This is a genomic window from Dyadobacter soli, from assembly GCF_900101885.1.
GTDB classification, from domain to species: Bacteria; Bacteroidota; Bacteroidia; order Cytophagales; family Spirosomataceae; genus Dyadobacter; species Dyadobacter soli.
This window is the reverse complement of the sequence record NZ_FNAN01000037.1, coordinates 22,657-36,721: the sequence shown is the minus strand read 5'-3', so window position 1 is coordinate 36,721 and position 14,065 is coordinate 22,657. Positions and strand designations below refer to the sequence as shown.

Annotated in this window: 15 protein-coding genes and 1 tRNA gene; 4 read left to right on the top strand and 12 right to left on the bottom strand. The window is 50.4% G+C overall.

Going from position 1 to position 14,065, the window contains the following annotated elements:
• From BLQ88_RS35735 to BLQ88_RS35720, 4 genes are all read right to left on the bottom strand, one after another.
• Positions 1-239, bottom strand: a 239-nt coding sequence (locus BLQ88_RS35735; protein ID WP_090153195.1) for an ISAon1 family transposase N-terminal region protein, incomplete at its 3' end; no start/stop codon positions are given.
• Positions 240-478: 239 nt separating this feature from the next.
• Positions 479-562: transfer RNA gene (locus tag BLQ88_RS35730), tRNA-Leu, on the bottom strand.
• A gap of 286 nt (positions 563-848) precedes the next feature.
• On the bottom strand, positions 849-2,525 hold the full coding sequence (locus tag BLQ88_RS35725) for a PLP-dependent transferase (protein WP_090157803.1): 1,677 nt from the start codon (positions 2,523-2,525) through the stop codon (positions 849-851).
• A 186-nt stretch (positions 2,526-2,711) separates the two neighbouring features.
• The gene (locus BLQ88_RS35720) at positions 2,712-4,049 is read right to left on the bottom strand and encodes an amidohydrolase/deacetylase family metallohydrolase (RefSeq protein ID WP_090157802.1); all 1,338 of its coding nucleotides are present in this window, start codon (positions 4,047-4,049) and stop codon (positions 2,712-2,714) included.
• Positions 4,050-4,350: 301 nt separating this feature from the next.
• Here BLQ88_RS35720 and BLQ88_RS35715 point away from each other — a divergent pair, with 301 nt between their 5' ends.
• Positions 4,351-6,090, top strand: a complete 1,740-nt coding sequence (locus BLQ88_RS35715; RefSeq protein WP_229213008.1) for a T9SS type B sorting domain-containing protein — start codon at positions 4,351-4,353, stop codon at positions 6,088-6,090.
• Between the two features lie 33 nt (positions 6,091-6,123).
• Positions 6,124-6,678: a dihydrofolate reductase family protein gene (locus BLQ88_RS35710; protein ID WP_090157801.1), complete on the top strand. Its 555-nt coding sequence runs from the start codon at positions 6,124-6,126 to the stop codon at positions 6,676-6,678.
• 8 nt (positions 6,679-6,686) lie between these two features.
• Here BLQ88_RS35710 and BLQ88_RS35705 read toward each other — a convergent pair whose 3' ends face one another.
• The 3 genes from BLQ88_RS35705 to BLQ88_RS35700 all read right to left on the bottom strand — a co-directional run bounded on the left by BLQ88_RS35705 (position 6,687) and on the right by BLQ88_RS35700 (position 8,762).
• A complete protein-coding gene (locus BLQ88_RS35705; protein ID WP_090157800.1) occupies positions 6,687-6,965 on the bottom strand; it encodes an aldo-keto reductase family protein in 279 nt (92 codons plus the stop codon).
• Between the two features lie 13 nt (positions 6,966-6,978).
• A complete protein-coding gene (locus tag BLQ88_RS36965; RefSeq protein WP_176885208.1) occupies positions 6,979-7,137 on the bottom strand; it encodes a hypothetical protein in 159 nt (52 codons plus the stop codon).
• Between the two features lie 260 nt (positions 7,138-7,397).
• Positions 7,398-8,762, bottom strand: a complete 1,365-nt coding sequence (locus BLQ88_RS35700; protein ID WP_090157799.1) for a WG repeat-containing protein — start codon at positions 8,760-8,762, stop codon at positions 7,398-7,400.
• 169 nt (positions 8,763-8,931) lie between these two features.
• On the opposite strand from BLQ88_RS35700, the gene BLQ88_RS35690 reads away from it, so the two are divergent.
• Positions 8,932-10,149, top strand: coding sequence for a DUF3095 domain-containing protein (locus tag BLQ88_RS35690; protein WP_229213007.1), 1,218 nt, complete (start codon positions 8,932-8,934; stop codon positions 10,147-10,149).
• A gap of 3 nt (positions 10,150-10,152) precedes the next feature.
• Here BLQ88_RS35690 and BLQ88_RS35685 read toward each other — a convergent pair whose 3' ends face one another.
• From BLQ88_RS35685 to BLQ88_RS35670, 5 genes are all read right to left on the bottom strand, one after another.
• Complete coding sequence (locus tag BLQ88_RS35685) at positions 10,153-10,671, bottom strand: cupin domain-containing protein (protein ID WP_090157797.1); 519 nt, start codon at positions 10,669-10,671, stop codon at positions 10,153-10,155.
• A gap of 87 nt (positions 10,672-10,758) precedes the next feature.
• Positions 10,759-11,343: a Crp/Fnr family transcriptional regulator gene (locus BLQ88_RS35680; RefSeq protein ID WP_090157796.1), complete on the bottom strand. Its 585-nt coding sequence runs from the start codon at positions 11,341-11,343 to the stop codon at positions 10,759-10,761.
• 4 nt (positions 11,344-11,347) lie between these two features.
• Positions 11,348-11,572 (bottom strand): hypothetical protein, encoded by a 225-nt coding sequence (locus BLQ88_RS37085; protein ID WP_218132988.1) that lies wholly within the window; start codon positions 11,570-11,572, stop codon positions 11,348-11,350.
• On the bottom strand, positions 11,569-12,138 hold the full coding sequence (locus tag BLQ88_RS35675) for a thiol-disulfide oxidoreductase DCC family protein (protein ID WP_218132987.1): 570 nt from the start codon (positions 12,136-12,138) through the stop codon (positions 11,569-11,571). The genes BLQ88_RS37085 and BLQ88_RS35675 overlap by 4 nt, the downstream gene beginning before the upstream one ends.
• Positions 12,139-12,197: 59 nt before the next feature.
• The gene (locus tag BLQ88_RS35670) at positions 12,198-12,704 is read right to left on the bottom strand and encodes a GbsR/MarR family transcriptional regulator (RefSeq protein WP_090157795.1); all 507 of its coding nucleotides are present in this window, start codon (positions 12,702-12,704) and stop codon (positions 12,198-12,200) included.
• A gap of 169 nt (positions 12,705-12,873) precedes the next feature.
• Here BLQ88_RS35670 and BLQ88_RS35665 point away from each other — a divergent pair, with 169 nt between their 5' ends.
• Positions 12,874-14,052: a PQQ-dependent sugar dehydrogenase gene (locus BLQ88_RS35665; RefSeq protein WP_090157794.1), complete on the top strand. Its 1,179-nt coding sequence runs from the start codon at positions 12,874-12,876 to the stop codon at positions 14,050-14,052.
• Positions 14,053-14,065: the final 13 nt, after the last annotated feature.

The following is a 14,065-nucleotide window of genomic DNA, read 5'->3' as shown; positions in this document are numbered from 1 at the left end:
CTGCGGCGTTTGATGTGAAGGAAGACCTTATGGCCCCGAATTGGAAAATCCTGAACAGTAATCATCGGAAAGAACCCTTTGGAGAGCAAATTCTTCCTCTCCGGGTCATTCTCATCCGCATTCTTCTCATCTATATGCACGTGAAATACTCCATCCTGACGGTCGATGGATGTCAATTCAAAATTTTCAAGGATAAACTCTGGTAATAGAAACTGGATAATAGGCAAGAAACTCTCCAAAACGAACTAGGTTGATTAAAAACACAAACCTAGAAAATCCTATGCGCTCCACAAGTTTTTGATTTGATCCACAAAATGTCTAGGTTAAGCGCGTTGTGTAAATATAGTAAAAGAAGAGGCAATTCGGTAGCGCTTTCGCGAGAAGCATATGAAAGCATTCAACGCAGGGGGAGTGGCGTGCAACAGCTCATAAGGCATAAAAAAAGTGCGTTGGATAATCCCAAACGCACTTTTCGATGTGACCAGAAGGAGAGTCGAACTCCTATACCCGAACGGGCACTACCCCCTCAAAGTAGCGTGTCTACCAATTCCACCACCTGGCCGTCAATCGTGATGCAAAAGTAGTATTTAAATCATACGACGCAACAGTTGAGCCCCTATTTTTTTGAGAAAATATTGCGAAATGCGCAGAAAAACCTTCGTATTTGCGCATTTTGGTCGTAGTTTCGTGCCCCGAAAACGGGTTATCGTCCGGCAGATCAGACTGTTCAGCCTTTGAAGGATAAAAGGCTCCGAAATATCAAAAATTTTAGATTTAGTAATTAGCATAAAAGCCCTGGCATCGATCCAAGGCTTTTTATGTTAATTACCGTTATGTGAAATCGGCGTCTAGGTCGACAATGGACGTCCGGCAGGAATATTGATCCGCTGGCGGTTGCTTGGGAAAGTCGCTTTCTTGGCGGTGAACTTCGCATTCACATATTCCACCATATCGATTTCGCCGGTAATGGTGTCGCCCGAAAGCTTTCCATGGAATGTCATCGTCAGGTTGTCGCCGGGCACGCTGTAACGGCTCTGGAAGCGCACTTCGTCGTCATCGATATTGCCGAACAGCTCGCGCGTCGCGAATTCGCCTTTGTGCGTGCCGTACAGGTAATTTCCGTCCTGCTTTTCGATGATGAAAGTATGCTTGCTGGTACTGGTGTAAAATTCAATGTCTACATCCCAACGGCCTGCGATCTCGGCAGCGGGAGCCTTCATGGCGGTCTCGGCTTTTGGCGCGCTGCGCTTGCGGGTAAGGATTTCATACACGCGTTCGGCCACGATCTTGTCGTTGCCCGGGCCCATCATGTATGCTGCGATGGTGATCGACGTGGTAGGAGGGCCGGATTGCGCGGCTGCCTGGCCTCTACGGTAACCAGTTCCCACCGCAACGCGTGGTTTGGTGGTTTGCAGCTCGTCGGCAACTTCCTGACCGGTAATATTGAGTTTGGTAGGATCCCAGGTGACAGTCAATGTCGGTGTAGCATTGTCCAGTGCACCTTCTGCGGGTTCTTTGATTTCAAGTTTGGCGCTTGGAATGCCATTCAATTTCTTGGAAATATTATCCAGCCACGAAACCCATGTTTTCATTTCAGCCTTATGGTCGCGCGTTGCCCATGCTTCTACCGCAGCCAGCATTCCGATCATTTCTTCACGACCTACTTTGTTATTGCGGCAAGGCCCGTGGTGCGGCGCGCTGGCCTGCCACGCCGACATGAGCACATCTTTGCTGCCGAGCATCAGACCCGCGCATTGAGGCCCGCGGATTACTTTACCACCGCTGTAAGCTACAACGCTTGCTCCGGCCTGGAGGTGAATGTTGGGAATCGTTAAACGCTCGGCCGCAGCGTCTACCAGCAATGGTACGCCGGCAGGTTTGGCGATATCGGCAACGGCTTTTACGGTCCATGGTTCGTCGCCCGGCATCATATAGATCATTGCCGTGCGCGGTGTAATGGCTTTTTTCAGCTCTTCGATCGTTTCGACGGTGATGATCTTCACGCCTACGTTACGTATCGCGTGGTCATACACGTTGCGCGAGGAACGGGGGATGATTACCTCTGTTTTTTCAAACCCTTCCAAGTTTGGAATGCGGATCAATTTTTCGGGGTTACCGCCGGCGACAATGCCCGCAGTAACTTCGTTCATACCCGCAGCGCAGCCTGATGACACCATGCCCCATTCCGAGCCGACGATTTCCGAAAGGCGCTGGCCCACGCCGAATGCGAGCTCGTCGATCTGTACATTATACTGGCATGCATACTCCATCGCCTGACGAACCTCGGGCAGCTCAATGGACGCGCCGATAATGGTAAATGTCCCCCGGCAATTGATGATCGGCTCCACACCGATCGACTGATAGATTTGCGGTCCGGCCTTCAACGGCCCGGGCGCGGACACCGCCGCAGCGGCTTTCTGAAACCAGGCTGGTTTGCTGCTTTCGGCAAATGCGGCAGACGTGCTTAGAACGCCACCCGCGAGCGGGATCATGGAAAGATCTTTCAAAAGTTCTCTGCGTTTCATTGGTGTTAAGGTATTTGGGGGTTTTGGATGGTTAAAGGCGTTGCCGGGATTAATGGTCAGACATTGTCAGGCATTGTCAGATATTTGTCAAATGCTGTTCAGGGTTGTCAGAAATGATCAGCCATTATTTTAAAGATGTATTAAATATTGCGGAATACCCTTTTTTCGAAATAAATATCTTTCACGCTATCGCGGCGTCGCGCCTTGTGCCGGTTGTCCCTGCGCGCCGGCCGGACGTTCGGGGCGCGGCAGATTGACGGGCTCCACACGCGCATTAAGCGTATACACGATGTTGCCGGCACGGATTGTCGCTTCGGTTTCGATGCGCTTTTTGCCGGTGATCTTGCCGTCGCGGGCGTAGTAACCGAAGTTACCGTCGCGCAGGTTCAGAATGGCGATGTCGGCGGGTGAGCCTACGGAGAGGTTACCGAGCTCTTCGCGATGAATTTCCTGGGCGGGGTTCCAGGTACTGGCTTTGATCACACTTTTGAAATCCATACCCATGGCCATAAACAGCGACATAATGTTGTTCATGTCTTTCATCGCGCCATTCATACTGCTTGTGTGCAAATCGGTGCTGATGGAATTGGGATAAAAGCCCTGCTTGATCGCCGGCTGGCCTTGCGAGAGCAGGAAGCTGGCGCCGCCGAAGCCTACATCGAAAATCACTCCGCGTTTCTGCGCCTCGATCGTGTAAGGCTTCACTTTATTGGTCGAAACATCTACGATCGATTCGCGACCGCGGCCGCTATTATTGCTGTTTCCGCCAAAGCAATGCGTATAAATGTCGCCTTTGCGGAATTTTTTGAGATACAATTCTTCCAAAGGCAAAACGGGATTCGCACTGCCGAAATCGACCATGATAGGGATATTCGCCAATGTCCCGGCTTCCAAAGCGCGGTCGGTGGGCGTCCAGTCATGGCCAACGAAATGCGCCAATTTTACACCTACGACGTCATTAGGGTATTTTTTAGCCATTTCAGCAGTGGCTTTGGCGTCCATTTCGTCGAGGCTGTTCTCGAATTTGCCGCCGGCCATTCCTTCCCCTACAATGTTCAGGAACGCCAGCACGCGCGTTTTGGAAAGGTCAATGGTTTGTTTTTTGAATGTCTCAAACGTTTTCCAGCCGGAACTTCCCGCGTCCACCACCGTGGTAACGCCCGAGCGGAAAGTGAAACCGTCGGCGGGAAGGCCGTTTGGGCCATTGCGGTAGGTGCCTTTGAGATCAGTACCCCAGAAAAAATGTACGTGAATGTCGATAATACCGGGTGTGACGTAGAGCCCTTTGGCATCCACAACCTGCGCTGCCAATGCGGGATCGATGTTTTTGGCAACGAGGGCGATCTTTCCATCTTCACCGCCCGGCGTGCCTTCTACCGCTACATCCATCACCGCGTCGATGTTGTTTTTCGGATCGATCACATGTCCGCCTTTGATCACGATACTGTACTTTTTGTCCTGCGACCAGGCTGGTTGGGATAGCATAAATAGCACCAGCAAGGCAGAAACGGAGAAAACTCTCATAATGTTAAGGGTTTAAGATAGATAAATGCTTCTTTGCAACGGGATTGTAAACAGGCGGTATCTATGACGAAGACAAAAATTTGATACAAATCCCCCCATCATCCGCCGTAAATATTTTCAATCATCGGTACACGCCGGTAAAAGCAGTGAACGCAGTGCTTTTACGCTGGTAACCAGCCTAAAACGATGTATTTTTTTGCAGGAGGCTTACCCATTGCCGGTAATGCAAAAAGATTGGTCTTGCCACGCAACGGCGAGCATTTTCAGAGCGTAAAATGTTTGCAACGAACCTCGGCACATTATGAAGCAAACTTTACAATTGACGCTCATTCTCTGTCTTTTTCTGCAAACAGTCCGGGCCCAGGTCGATTGCAGCAATGTGGGCTTCGAGCAAGGGAATGCCAACGGCTGGGTGCTTACCTATGGGGCGGTGACCGACGCCAATCAGCAGACCGTTTTTCAGGCCGAGCAGAGCGGCACGCAGAACAACGAGCATTACGTTACCAGCGTTTCAGATGGCAACGACCCGAAAATTCCATCGATCCCGATGGTGGCGCCTGGCAGCACGCACTCGATCCGCATCGGTAATGTGACTGAGGGAGGGCATTTCAGCCGCATTCATACCGACTACATCGTTACCGCAGACAATACGCTTTTTCAATACAAATTCGCCGTCATTTTGCAGAATACCGGTGCCGATGGCCGGGCAAATCACCAACCTTTTCAGAAACCGGGTTTCAATATCCTGATTTTCGATAGTAATGGTGAGGAGTTACCTTGCAGTGCCTACGACATCCAGCTCGAAGGCACCAACACAGTCGAAGGTTTTCAGGCTTCCGGCGACATTCAATACCGCAACTGGACGGTAGGCGCGATCGATTTAAGGAATTTTGTAGGCAAAAAGCTCACGATCGTCGTGACTGCGCACGGATGTACGCGCATGCGGCATTTCGGCTATGCTTACTTTGATGCGGAATGCCTGAAATCGGAGATCAAACAGGTGGCGGACTGCCCGGATGAGGACGGCTACATTACATTGGCTGCACCGGAGGGGTTTGGAAAGTACATTTGGAATAACGGAGAAACCGCCCAGCAAATCCGTGTGAAGGCCAATGTCGGCGATAAATTTCACGTAGACATGGTGCCGCGCGGCAGTCTCGACGAATCCTGCGCATTGGGGCTTGATTTTACAGTTAGTTTTAAGAAGAAAACCGCCACACTTGTGCGTTCGATTTGTGACGGCGAAACCTTTGCATTAGGTGATACCTTGCTGAAAACGAGCGGGACATATGTTCGCAATGTGAGTAAAAGCAACGTGTGCGACAGTACCGTGACCCTCACGCTTACCGTGAATCCCGTCGGGAAGTTTACCCAAAACCTGCGCATTTGCGAAGGCGAAAGCGTGAAGGTAGGGGATAGCACCTACACACAAGCGGGGACTTACATTCAGAATATCCCGCAGGCAACGGGCTGCGACAGCGTCGTGACTACCGTTCTGGAAGTGGTCAGGATCGAAGTGTCGGTCACGCCCGCACTTTCGCTCACACAAGGCGACAGTGTGCATGTGGAACCGATCATTGAGCCTTCGGGAAACTACACTTATCATTGGGACCAGCCCGGCCTCTCGTGCACCGACTGCCCCGATCCCTGGGCCTCGCCGCCGAAATCGACATTGTACCAGCTCGAAGTGTCGGATCACGACAAAGTTTGTACGCGGCAGGCGCGCGTGCAGGTGTATGTGAAGCCCTGCGGCATCGAAATACCGGACGCATTTTCGCCCAACAATGACCAGTTGAACGAAGTGTTTTATGTGTATGGCAATGCGTGCGTGAAGCAGGTACGCGAGATGTTTATTTACAACCGCTGGGGCGAGGTCATTTACCAGAAATCCAACTTTGCCGCCTCGGACCCATCAGCCGGCTGGGACGGTTCCTACCATGGCCTAAAAACCGCTCCGGGCGTTTACCCCTACAAAATCAGGGTAGAATTGACCAACGGGTCGTTTTTGAGTTACAAAGGTGTTGTGACGTTGCTGCGGTAGTCACAATGGTATTTATCTCAAAAGCAGAACATTATGGGAAAGCTCATAGCCTACAATTTCACGACGCTCAACGGCTATTTTAAAGGCCCCGACAACGATATCAGCTGGCACCGCCATGGCGAGGAAGAAAGCGCATTCTCCGCCGATAGCCTCGAAGCCAAAGCCACACTGCTTTTCGGCAGGGTAACCTACGAAATGATGGCAAGCTTCTGGCCGACGCCCGCGGCCATCGAAAACATGCCCGAAGTCGCCAAAGGCATGAACGAAGCCGAAAAGATCGTATTCTCCACCACCCTCGAAAGCACCGACTGGGAAAACACCACGATCATCCAAGAAGACTTGGTAGAAGCCGTTAGAAAACTCAAAGCCATCCCAGGCAAAGTGATGACCATCCTCGGCAGCGGCAGCATCATCGCCCAGCTCGCCGAAGCGCGTCTCATCGACGAATACCAGTTCATGATCGACCCCGTCGCCATTGGAGAAGGCACGCCTTCATTTCAGGGGCTTACGGAGAAGCTGGATTTGAAGTTGGTGGGGCATAGGGTGTTTAAGAGTGGGGTGGTATTGTTGAGTTATGAGGTGATTTGAAAAGTCCCTCACACCGGCTGGCTGTTGTGATAGGGGACAGCCTTAATAAGCCGGATGTTATTGTATTCGGGAATGGTCACTACATTTTCTTTTGGCACAATGCCCCGTTGAATCCAATTCGTAACAGTCTGTGTGTTAGGGATATTGAATCGCTTACAATACTCCGAAATAGTAACCCATTGATCCATCGGATATTGAATGCCTTTGTATTCGCAATAGTCCTTTAACGCCTGCTTGCTATCCGCAAGTAGCTTTTCAAGTTCTGATTGGTTCGTTTGTGTTGTCATGATTTCCGGCTAATTAATCGGCGTTATTTTTACCGCCTTCATTTAATGCTTCTTGAATAACGGCTATCAGGTCCAGCACCTCATCCAGTTCCTTTTGCGTCATAGAATCCTGGCGATCGCGAAGATATTGCCGAAGCGCTGCCAACTGCATGCGGAGGTGAAATTCTTGCATTGTGATAATGTGTGTATGGGAGATTCAAGATAAGGATTGTTTCGTTACGAATCAAATTATAACTTACCTGGCACTCCCAAAACAATCTCCCCAATGTTCAACAACCACAAAGCCTCCCTGACCCTCCCGCCAGCTAAATGGCAACAGTTCCAGGCTTACTATAACCGAATGGAAGTGCCTGCGCGGACGGTTTAAGTGTCAGCTTCCCGCGCCTGGTCGCTCCAAATTCCGGGAAAACGTATTGTCTTATTACCTTGATATTAACCCTGTTTTTTAGGCTTTCTAACCAAACGCTTTTTTAATACCCTTTGATAAAGCAAATTATTCAGCCAGATAAAAATGAGTACCCCGATAATGATAAACACCGCATTCAATTTGTAGGAAAAACCTATGAATTGCTCCTTACCGTCGAGGGAGAGTTCGAAACGGAGCCAGGACCGCTCAACGGCAGTGGTGGTGCGGTCGAAGGGGAGCGCTTCATCGTAAATGATTTCGGTGATGAAACGCCCGGTGGTATCCATATAACCGTACTTATCATCGATCCGGATCATCGAGATGCCGTGGTTGAAATAGGAAGCAAAATCGTATTTCAATGGTGTCCGTATTTTGCCGGATTTATCGATATGCCCGAATTTGCCATTGATGGCGACGGCGGAACGGTTTTCGGAGGTAAATCCCGTGGCTTCGTCGTACAAATGGGCAATGCGTAGTTTGCCGGTTTTATCGATACAGCCCCATTTACCATTCTTTTTAACCCAAAATAAACCATTGGTAGGCTTGCGGGTATCGGTGTAATCGAATGGGACGATGAGGTCGCCGGTGAATGGACTAATATAACCGTACTTATCGCCATATCGCACGCGCTCCATTCCCTGGCCGGAGAATTTATATTCAGGGTCGATGTCATCGAGCGCTACCGGTATTTTCAGCATCATATTCTTATCGATGATGCCGTATTTGCCTTTGTAAAGGAAATGATAAATGAATTTGGAGGCTTTGATTTCCTTTTCGATGAAGCGGCTGAAATTGAAATTCAGCAACCAGAAATCCATCGGTCTTTGTATCCACCACAAAACATCCTCCTTGGTATCCTGATTACAAAGGAAATCGATATCGGAATCCTTGATGAGGTAGTTACTGGTAAAATGATGAATAGGTATCCGGTAAATCTCTTTGCCGGTCAGATCAATGTAGGAAAGTCCGTAATGTTTGCCGGAAGGATATATAACCCAGGTTTTACCATCCCGGAACCGGTCGGTGGAAATGTATTTGGGTTCGATCACAATTTTCCCGCGCTTGTCGATAAACCCGTGCAGGCCGTGGCCTTCCGCATCGAGTTCCATGGGTACAAACTCGGCCACCCCTTCGGCGAAATCACCGATGTCGCGGTAGGCGGGCGTAAGTTTCCGGCCATTCTTATCGGTTATGAATGTTTCGTACGAACGGCAGGGAATGGTCACCTTTTTGACGACGTAGATATCATCATATTCGCGGTAATCATTGTAATCTTTCAGCCACGCTTTGTTGCCCGTGGGTTTTGCCGAAGGCTTTGTCTGAGCCATAGCCCAGGCCGATTGCAACAAGAGGAACAGGAGTGTGAGGTTATAAAAAGTCGGTCGATGCATTCAAAAAACGCGGGTTTCGGGTTAGTCGGAGCCATTGCGGGGCATTGCCGGCATGGCCTGGAACGCGGCAGGCATTCAATTTCAATGTGCAAAAAACAAAAACTTGACAGGAATAGCGATTTTCTACCGGGTAATTATTTGAGAAAATAGCTTTAATTTTCGTATCGAAATGCATCCGGAGCATCATTCCGGGCGCTACTTCAACCCCGAATTGCCATTTATCATGTCGTCGGCCCGGAACGAACTGTTTTACTCGCGTTTGCCCGCAAACCATATTTCGCTGGGCGAGCTGCTCAACGAAGACCACCTCTTTTATAATGTCCCCGAATCGTGGCATGTGGTGATCACCGATATCCGCAACTCGACCGGCGCCGTCGCGGGCGGAATGCACGAAACGGTCAATTTCATTGCGACGGGCAGTATCGTAAGCGTGCTCAATATGGCATTTAAAGCAGGCATTACCGTACCGTTCTTTTTTGGCGGCGACGGTGCCACGTTCATCGTTCCGCCCACGATCGCCGATACGGCAATGCATGCGCTGGCCGTTTTCAGGAAAAATACGCAGGAAAATTTCGGGCTCGACCTTCGCATCGGCATTGTTGCGGTGAGCGATATTTATGCGAAAGGGTTTGACTTGAAACTGAGCAAACTCAAAGTTTCCGGCGCATTCTCGATTCCCGTGGTGCTTGGCGACGGGCTATATTATGCCGAAAAATATGTAAAAAACGAGCATTACCGGTTCGAGTATGAGCCCGGACCGGGTGACGAGCTGGATTTAAGCGGGATGCAATGCCGCTGGGACAAAATCGGGCCGCCGGAAATGAACCAGGAAGTTGTGACGCTGCTGGTGTGCGTTCCCGCCGGAAAGCGGCAGGCGGCGTTTTTTGCCAAAGTAATGGAGCATGTCGATCGCATTTACGGGCCGTTCCCGCGCAGGCAACCCATTTCGGTGCCCAGGCTGATCTGGAAAACCACATTTAAAAAAATGGAGATGGAAATGCTCGTCAGGAATGGCCGGATCAATATCTTCCGCCTGGCGGCTTCCTGGATCGCCTGGCTTGCGGGTTACGTATATTTCCGGACGTCACAGGGCAGGAGTTACCTCAACAGCCTGGTCGAAATGTCGGATACGCTCGTGATCGACGGGAAGATCAATACCGTGATTACCGGTACGCCGGAGCAGCGTGCACAGCTGCAAACCGCCCTCGACGCCATGGAGGCAGCACAGGAGATCCACTATGGACTGCATGTGAGCGGCGAATCCGTGATGTCGTGCTACGTTCATGACCTCAAAGACGGCCATATTCACTTCGTCGACGGGGCGGAAGGAGGTTATACCAAAGCGGCCGGCATGCTGAAACAGAAGTTGCGGAATGCCGGCGTTTAACGATTATTGCGGATTTCCGACCGGCAGCATATTCTGTATGTCCACTGGGAAGCTGTCATACTTTTGATACAGTTTCAGGTATTTCGCCGGATCGATTACCGGTTCGGTCAGTATCGATTTTAAACCATAGAAAAATCCCTCCCGCTGCTGCCCGGGGTTGAAGATGAGGCTAATCACTACCTCCTCGGCCGACTGGTTGGAAAACCCGTGCGCGGTCATGCGAGGCACGTACACCACCGCGCCCTCGTGCGCGAGGATCGGTCCATCGGCCAGGTCGATCGTGAGCGTGCCTTTGCGGACGATGAATGTCTCGTCCATAAACCGGTGATAATGCAACTTCGCACCGATGGTGGCCGGGGCGAGCCTGATTTCGTACACGCCCAGCTGGTCGTTCGAAATGTCGCTGGTAACTTTAAAAGTAATGCTGTTACCACCCATCGTGAGTGCTTCGCCTTCGCCCTCGGCGAATATCACGGCGTTGTTTTCAAGAGTGTCGGACAGGAAATCGGTTTCGTTTTTCATGACATTTGTCGTTGTTTTGTTTTGAACAGGACAAATGTCGGACTAGCGAAAGCTGAAAACATTTACAAATGTTGAGGCTTTGAAAAATTACATTTCCGCGCGGATGCGGCTGAGCTGGGTAGGGGTAATGCCGAGGTACGACGCGATCTCGTGCTGTTTGAGACGCGGTTCGAGATTGGGGTATTCTTTCAGGAAATTGATGTAGCGTGTCTTGGCGGTATCGTACCGGAATGAAATTTCCAGCGGCTCCTTTTCGATGATCCAATGGAGCTCCATGTAGCGGATATAGAAAGCCGCGAGGTCACGGTGCTTTTCGGTAAGCGATTTGAAATCGTAGAAATTGTATTCCAAAGTCTCCGTAGGTTCCAGCGCCCTGATCGCGAACATGCTCGGGGAATGCGTGAGCATGGCAGGCAATGAACCGGCGAAATAGTTTTCAGGGAAGAACCTTTTGGTAACAATATCCCCATCCGGAGATGCATAATACTGCGAAAAAAGCCCTTTTACGATGAATGCCACATTTTTAGCCATCTGGCCTTCCTGCAAAAAGTAATCGCCCTTCGCATACGAATGCGGCCGGAGCAGCTTCATCATATCGTCCATCGCCTCTTCCGAAAGCGTACCATAAGTCGCAAATTTCGCGCGGAGCTCGGCAGTTTTATCGTATTTCATAGCCTCAATTTAATAAAATGAACAGGATTGCAATGCGGTACAATACCCAGCTGGCGGTCATTAAGTAACCTACTTCCAATAATTTACATCTGCGCAAATGTTCGAGAAACATCAGGAAAACGACCAGTAGAAAGCCGAATCCGCCCTCTTGCCACCCCAAATTGAACCACGCACACAAGGCTGCAACAGGCAGCAGAGCCAATGCGCCGGCGAGTGAGATCGTCATCATATTACCAAGATAATCCCAAAAATCACCGCGCCCTGAAAAAGAATTTGCCCGCCGCAGATCGCAAATTCGCGCCCGAATGAGCCCTTTACGAGAACGTGAGTGAGTAGTCCGGTGTAGGAACTTAGAATGTAAGATGCTATAATCCAAGCGAATATCAACCACGCAATGCGGTATTTGATATTCAAAGACGGCTGGTACCCGAACCTTTTCTCAGCAACCGGCGGGACGATCACCCGGCGATTGTAGGAAATGAATGCGTAAGCTTTGCCGGCCAACCATAAAAACGGTTTCCAGCGGAACAGCGGCGCTAAAAAGGGCAACGCATTCCCGCAGACTTTCAGTAGGCTCGCTACGCCGTAGGTGACTTCGCCGGTAGCCTGGTTTACCAGCGCTATTTCGTTTACGGCACGTTGCCAGTCCAGATTAGGGCATGCCGCGCCGTATTGCTGATACGCCTCCCGGCCGTCGGCATCGAGCAGGCCATTCCGCACAAATGCGCCGGTATAGAGGTTGCACATCGGGCATTCGGCGTCGTAAAGGATAATGTGATTATGTAGTGTTTTCATATGTATAGTATATTTTGTATTTTCAGAAAAAATTGAAAGTTTGGTGTAAAAAAATATAACTACTTGAATAATTTGAAAATACCTCCCCAAAACCAGCTTTCTTCGGCACCCAGCATGGTTTCCAGGGTTTTGTCGACATTTTTGGCCAGTTTGTTGATGTCCGTAACCGACTTGTTGAAAGTGCTGAATTCAGGATCGCTGGCATCGCCGGTCACTTTCGACAGCTCGTCGAGCACCTTGATAACCGGTTCCAGTTCGCGTTTGCGGCGTTCTTTGGCCACTTGTTTGGCAATATTCCAGACGTCCTTGTCGGCGAAGAAGTACTCTTTACGCTCGCCCGGCTTATGCTGTTTCTCGATCAGGCCCCAGCCGATCAGGTCGCGGAGGGTCATGTTGGCATTACCGCGCGAAATGCTCAGCGTCTCCATGATTTCCTCCGTTGTAAGCGGGTCGGGGGAGATGAGCAGCAATGCGTGTACCTGTGCCATGGTGCGGTTGATGCCCCATTCAGAGCCTAATTTGCCCCATGATTCAATAAATTTCCGTTTTGCTTCTTCGAGTTCCATGTTTCAAAGGTAGTAAGGTATTTAAACTTTCAAAACTTTTTGAAAGTTTAAATATTAAAATTTTAAGAGCCCGGCTTTCAGAACGCCGGCAGTAAAACTGAAATGCATTTGCCTTGTAATGCGGGCAGCGGATTAGCTGCCGTTAGCTAACCCCAAAAACAGATTTGCCATGAAACGTTTGATGATAAGGAGCCTGGCAGGGCTTGCGCTCTTAATCACTGCCAATGCGTCGAAGCCGCACGGGCCGCGCCCGCGTACTGCCGCGTCTATGAAGGTTGTGGAAGCATTTCCCAAGCTTCATTTCGATCTTCCCGTCGACCTCACCCATGCCAATGACGGCACCAACCGCCTTTTCGTGCTCGAACAGGAGGGTACGATCCGCGTTTTTGAGAATGCGGCTGCCACTTCGTCTTCCAAAATATTCCTGGATATTAAAAAGCTGGTAAGCTACGGCGGTGAAGCAGGATTGCTGGGCCTGGCCTTTCATCCCGATTATAAAACCAATGGCTATTTCTTCCTCAATTACATGACCAAGGTTTCCGGAAAGCTGGAAACGGCTATCGTCCGCTACAAAGTAAGCGGTACCGACCCTGACCGCGCCGACCCAGCCAGCGCGACGGTACTTTTTACATTCGACCAGCCGTTCGATAATCACAATGGCGGCGGGATGAAGTTCGGGAAGGACGGTTATCTCTACATTTCAACCGGGGACGGCGGCAGCTGGGGCGATCCGAGCAACAACGGCCAGAACAAAAGTGCCTGGCTGGGCAAGATTCTCCGGGTGGATGTGAACAGTTCATCGAAAGGTAATTACGGGATACCGGCAGATAATCCGTTTGCAGGCAATAAAGAAGGATTCCGGGAAGAAATTTATGCCTATGGCCTTAGAAACCCCTGGCGGATCAGCTTCGATGACGCCACCAATACGCTTTGGGCAGGAGATGTAGGCCAAAACAAGCGGGAGGAAATCAATATCATCGTGAAAGGCGGTAACTATGGCTGGCGCTTAAAGGAGAGTATCGACTGCTATAATCCCAAGCGTGATTGCGGCGGAGAGGGCCTTATCGACCCCGTACTCGACCTGCCCCAGGCGAATGGCGAGCATTCCATTACGGGCGGTTTCGTGTACCGCGGCAAGGCGGTGCCATCATTGGAAGGTAAATATGTGTTCGGCGACTATGTGAGCGGACGGCTCTTCGCGCTCGAAACCAGGAATGGTAAAGCCGTGCAAAACAGCATTATAGCGGAAGGGGTAGGGCAGATATCCGCCTTCGGCACCGACCAGTCCCATGAACTTTACATCTGTAACCACGGCACAGGAAAGATCATGAAACTGGCGCAGCCGTAATGCATCAGACCCT

What these genes read in the sequence shown, in the direction of transcription:
- BLQ88_RS35725 (WP_090157803.1), bottom strand. Translation starts at nt 2,525, where the DNA reads ATGAAACGCAGAGAACTTTTGAAAGATCTTTCCATGATCCCGCTCGCG.
- BLQ88_RS35720 (WP_090157802.1), bottom strand. Translation starts at nt 4,049, where the DNA reads ATGAGAGTTTTCTCCGTTTCTGCCTTGCTGGTGCTATTTATGCTATCC.
- BLQ88_RS35715 (WP_229213008.1), top strand. Translation starts at nt 4,351, where the DNA reads ATGAAGCAAACTTTACAATTGACGCTCATTCTCTGTCTTTTTCTGCAA.
- BLQ88_RS35710 (WP_090157801.1), top strand. Translation starts at nt 6,124, where the DNA reads ATGGGAAAGCTCATAGCCTACAATTTCACGACGCTCAACGGCTATTTT.
- BLQ88_RS35705 (WP_090157800.1), bottom strand. Translation starts at nt 6,965, where the DNA reads ATGACAACACAAACGAACCAATCAGAACTTGAAAAGCTACTTGCGGAT.
- BLQ88_RS36965 (WP_176885208.1), bottom strand. Translation starts at nt 7,137, where the DNA reads ATGCAAGAATTTCACCTCCGCATGCAGTTGGCAGCGCTTCGGCAATAT.
- BLQ88_RS35700 (WP_090157799.1), bottom strand. Translation starts at nt 8,762, where the DNA reads ATGCATCGACCGACTTTTTATAACCTCACACTCCTGTTCCTCTTGTTG.
- BLQ88_RS35690 (WP_229213007.1), top strand. Translation starts at nt 8,932, where the DNA reads ATGCATCCGGAGCATCATTCCGGGCGCTACTTCAACCCCGAATTGCCA.
- BLQ88_RS35685 (WP_090157797.1), bottom strand. Translation starts at nt 10,671, where the DNA reads ATGAAAAACGAAACCGATTTCCTGTCCGACACTCTTGAAAACAACGCC.
- BLQ88_RS35680 (WP_090157796.1), bottom strand. Translation starts at nt 11,343, where the DNA reads ATGAAATACGATAAAACTGCCGAGCTCCGCGCGAAATTTGCGACTTAT.
- BLQ88_RS37085 (WP_218132988.1), bottom strand. Translation starts at nt 11,572, where the DNA reads ATGATGACGATCTCACTCGCCGGCGCATTGGCTCTGCTGCCTGTTGCA.
- BLQ88_RS35675 (WP_218132987.1), bottom strand. Translation starts at nt 12,138, where the DNA reads ATGAAAACACTACATAATCACATTATCCTTTACGACGCCGAATGCCCG.
- BLQ88_RS35670 (WP_090157795.1), bottom strand. Translation starts at nt 12,704, where the DNA reads ATGGAACTCGAAGAAGCAAAACGGAAATTTATTGAATCATGGGGCAAA.
- BLQ88_RS35665 (WP_090157794.1), top strand. Translation starts at nt 12,874, where the DNA reads ATGAAACGTTTGATGATAAGGAGCCTGGCAGGGCTTGCGCTCTTAATC.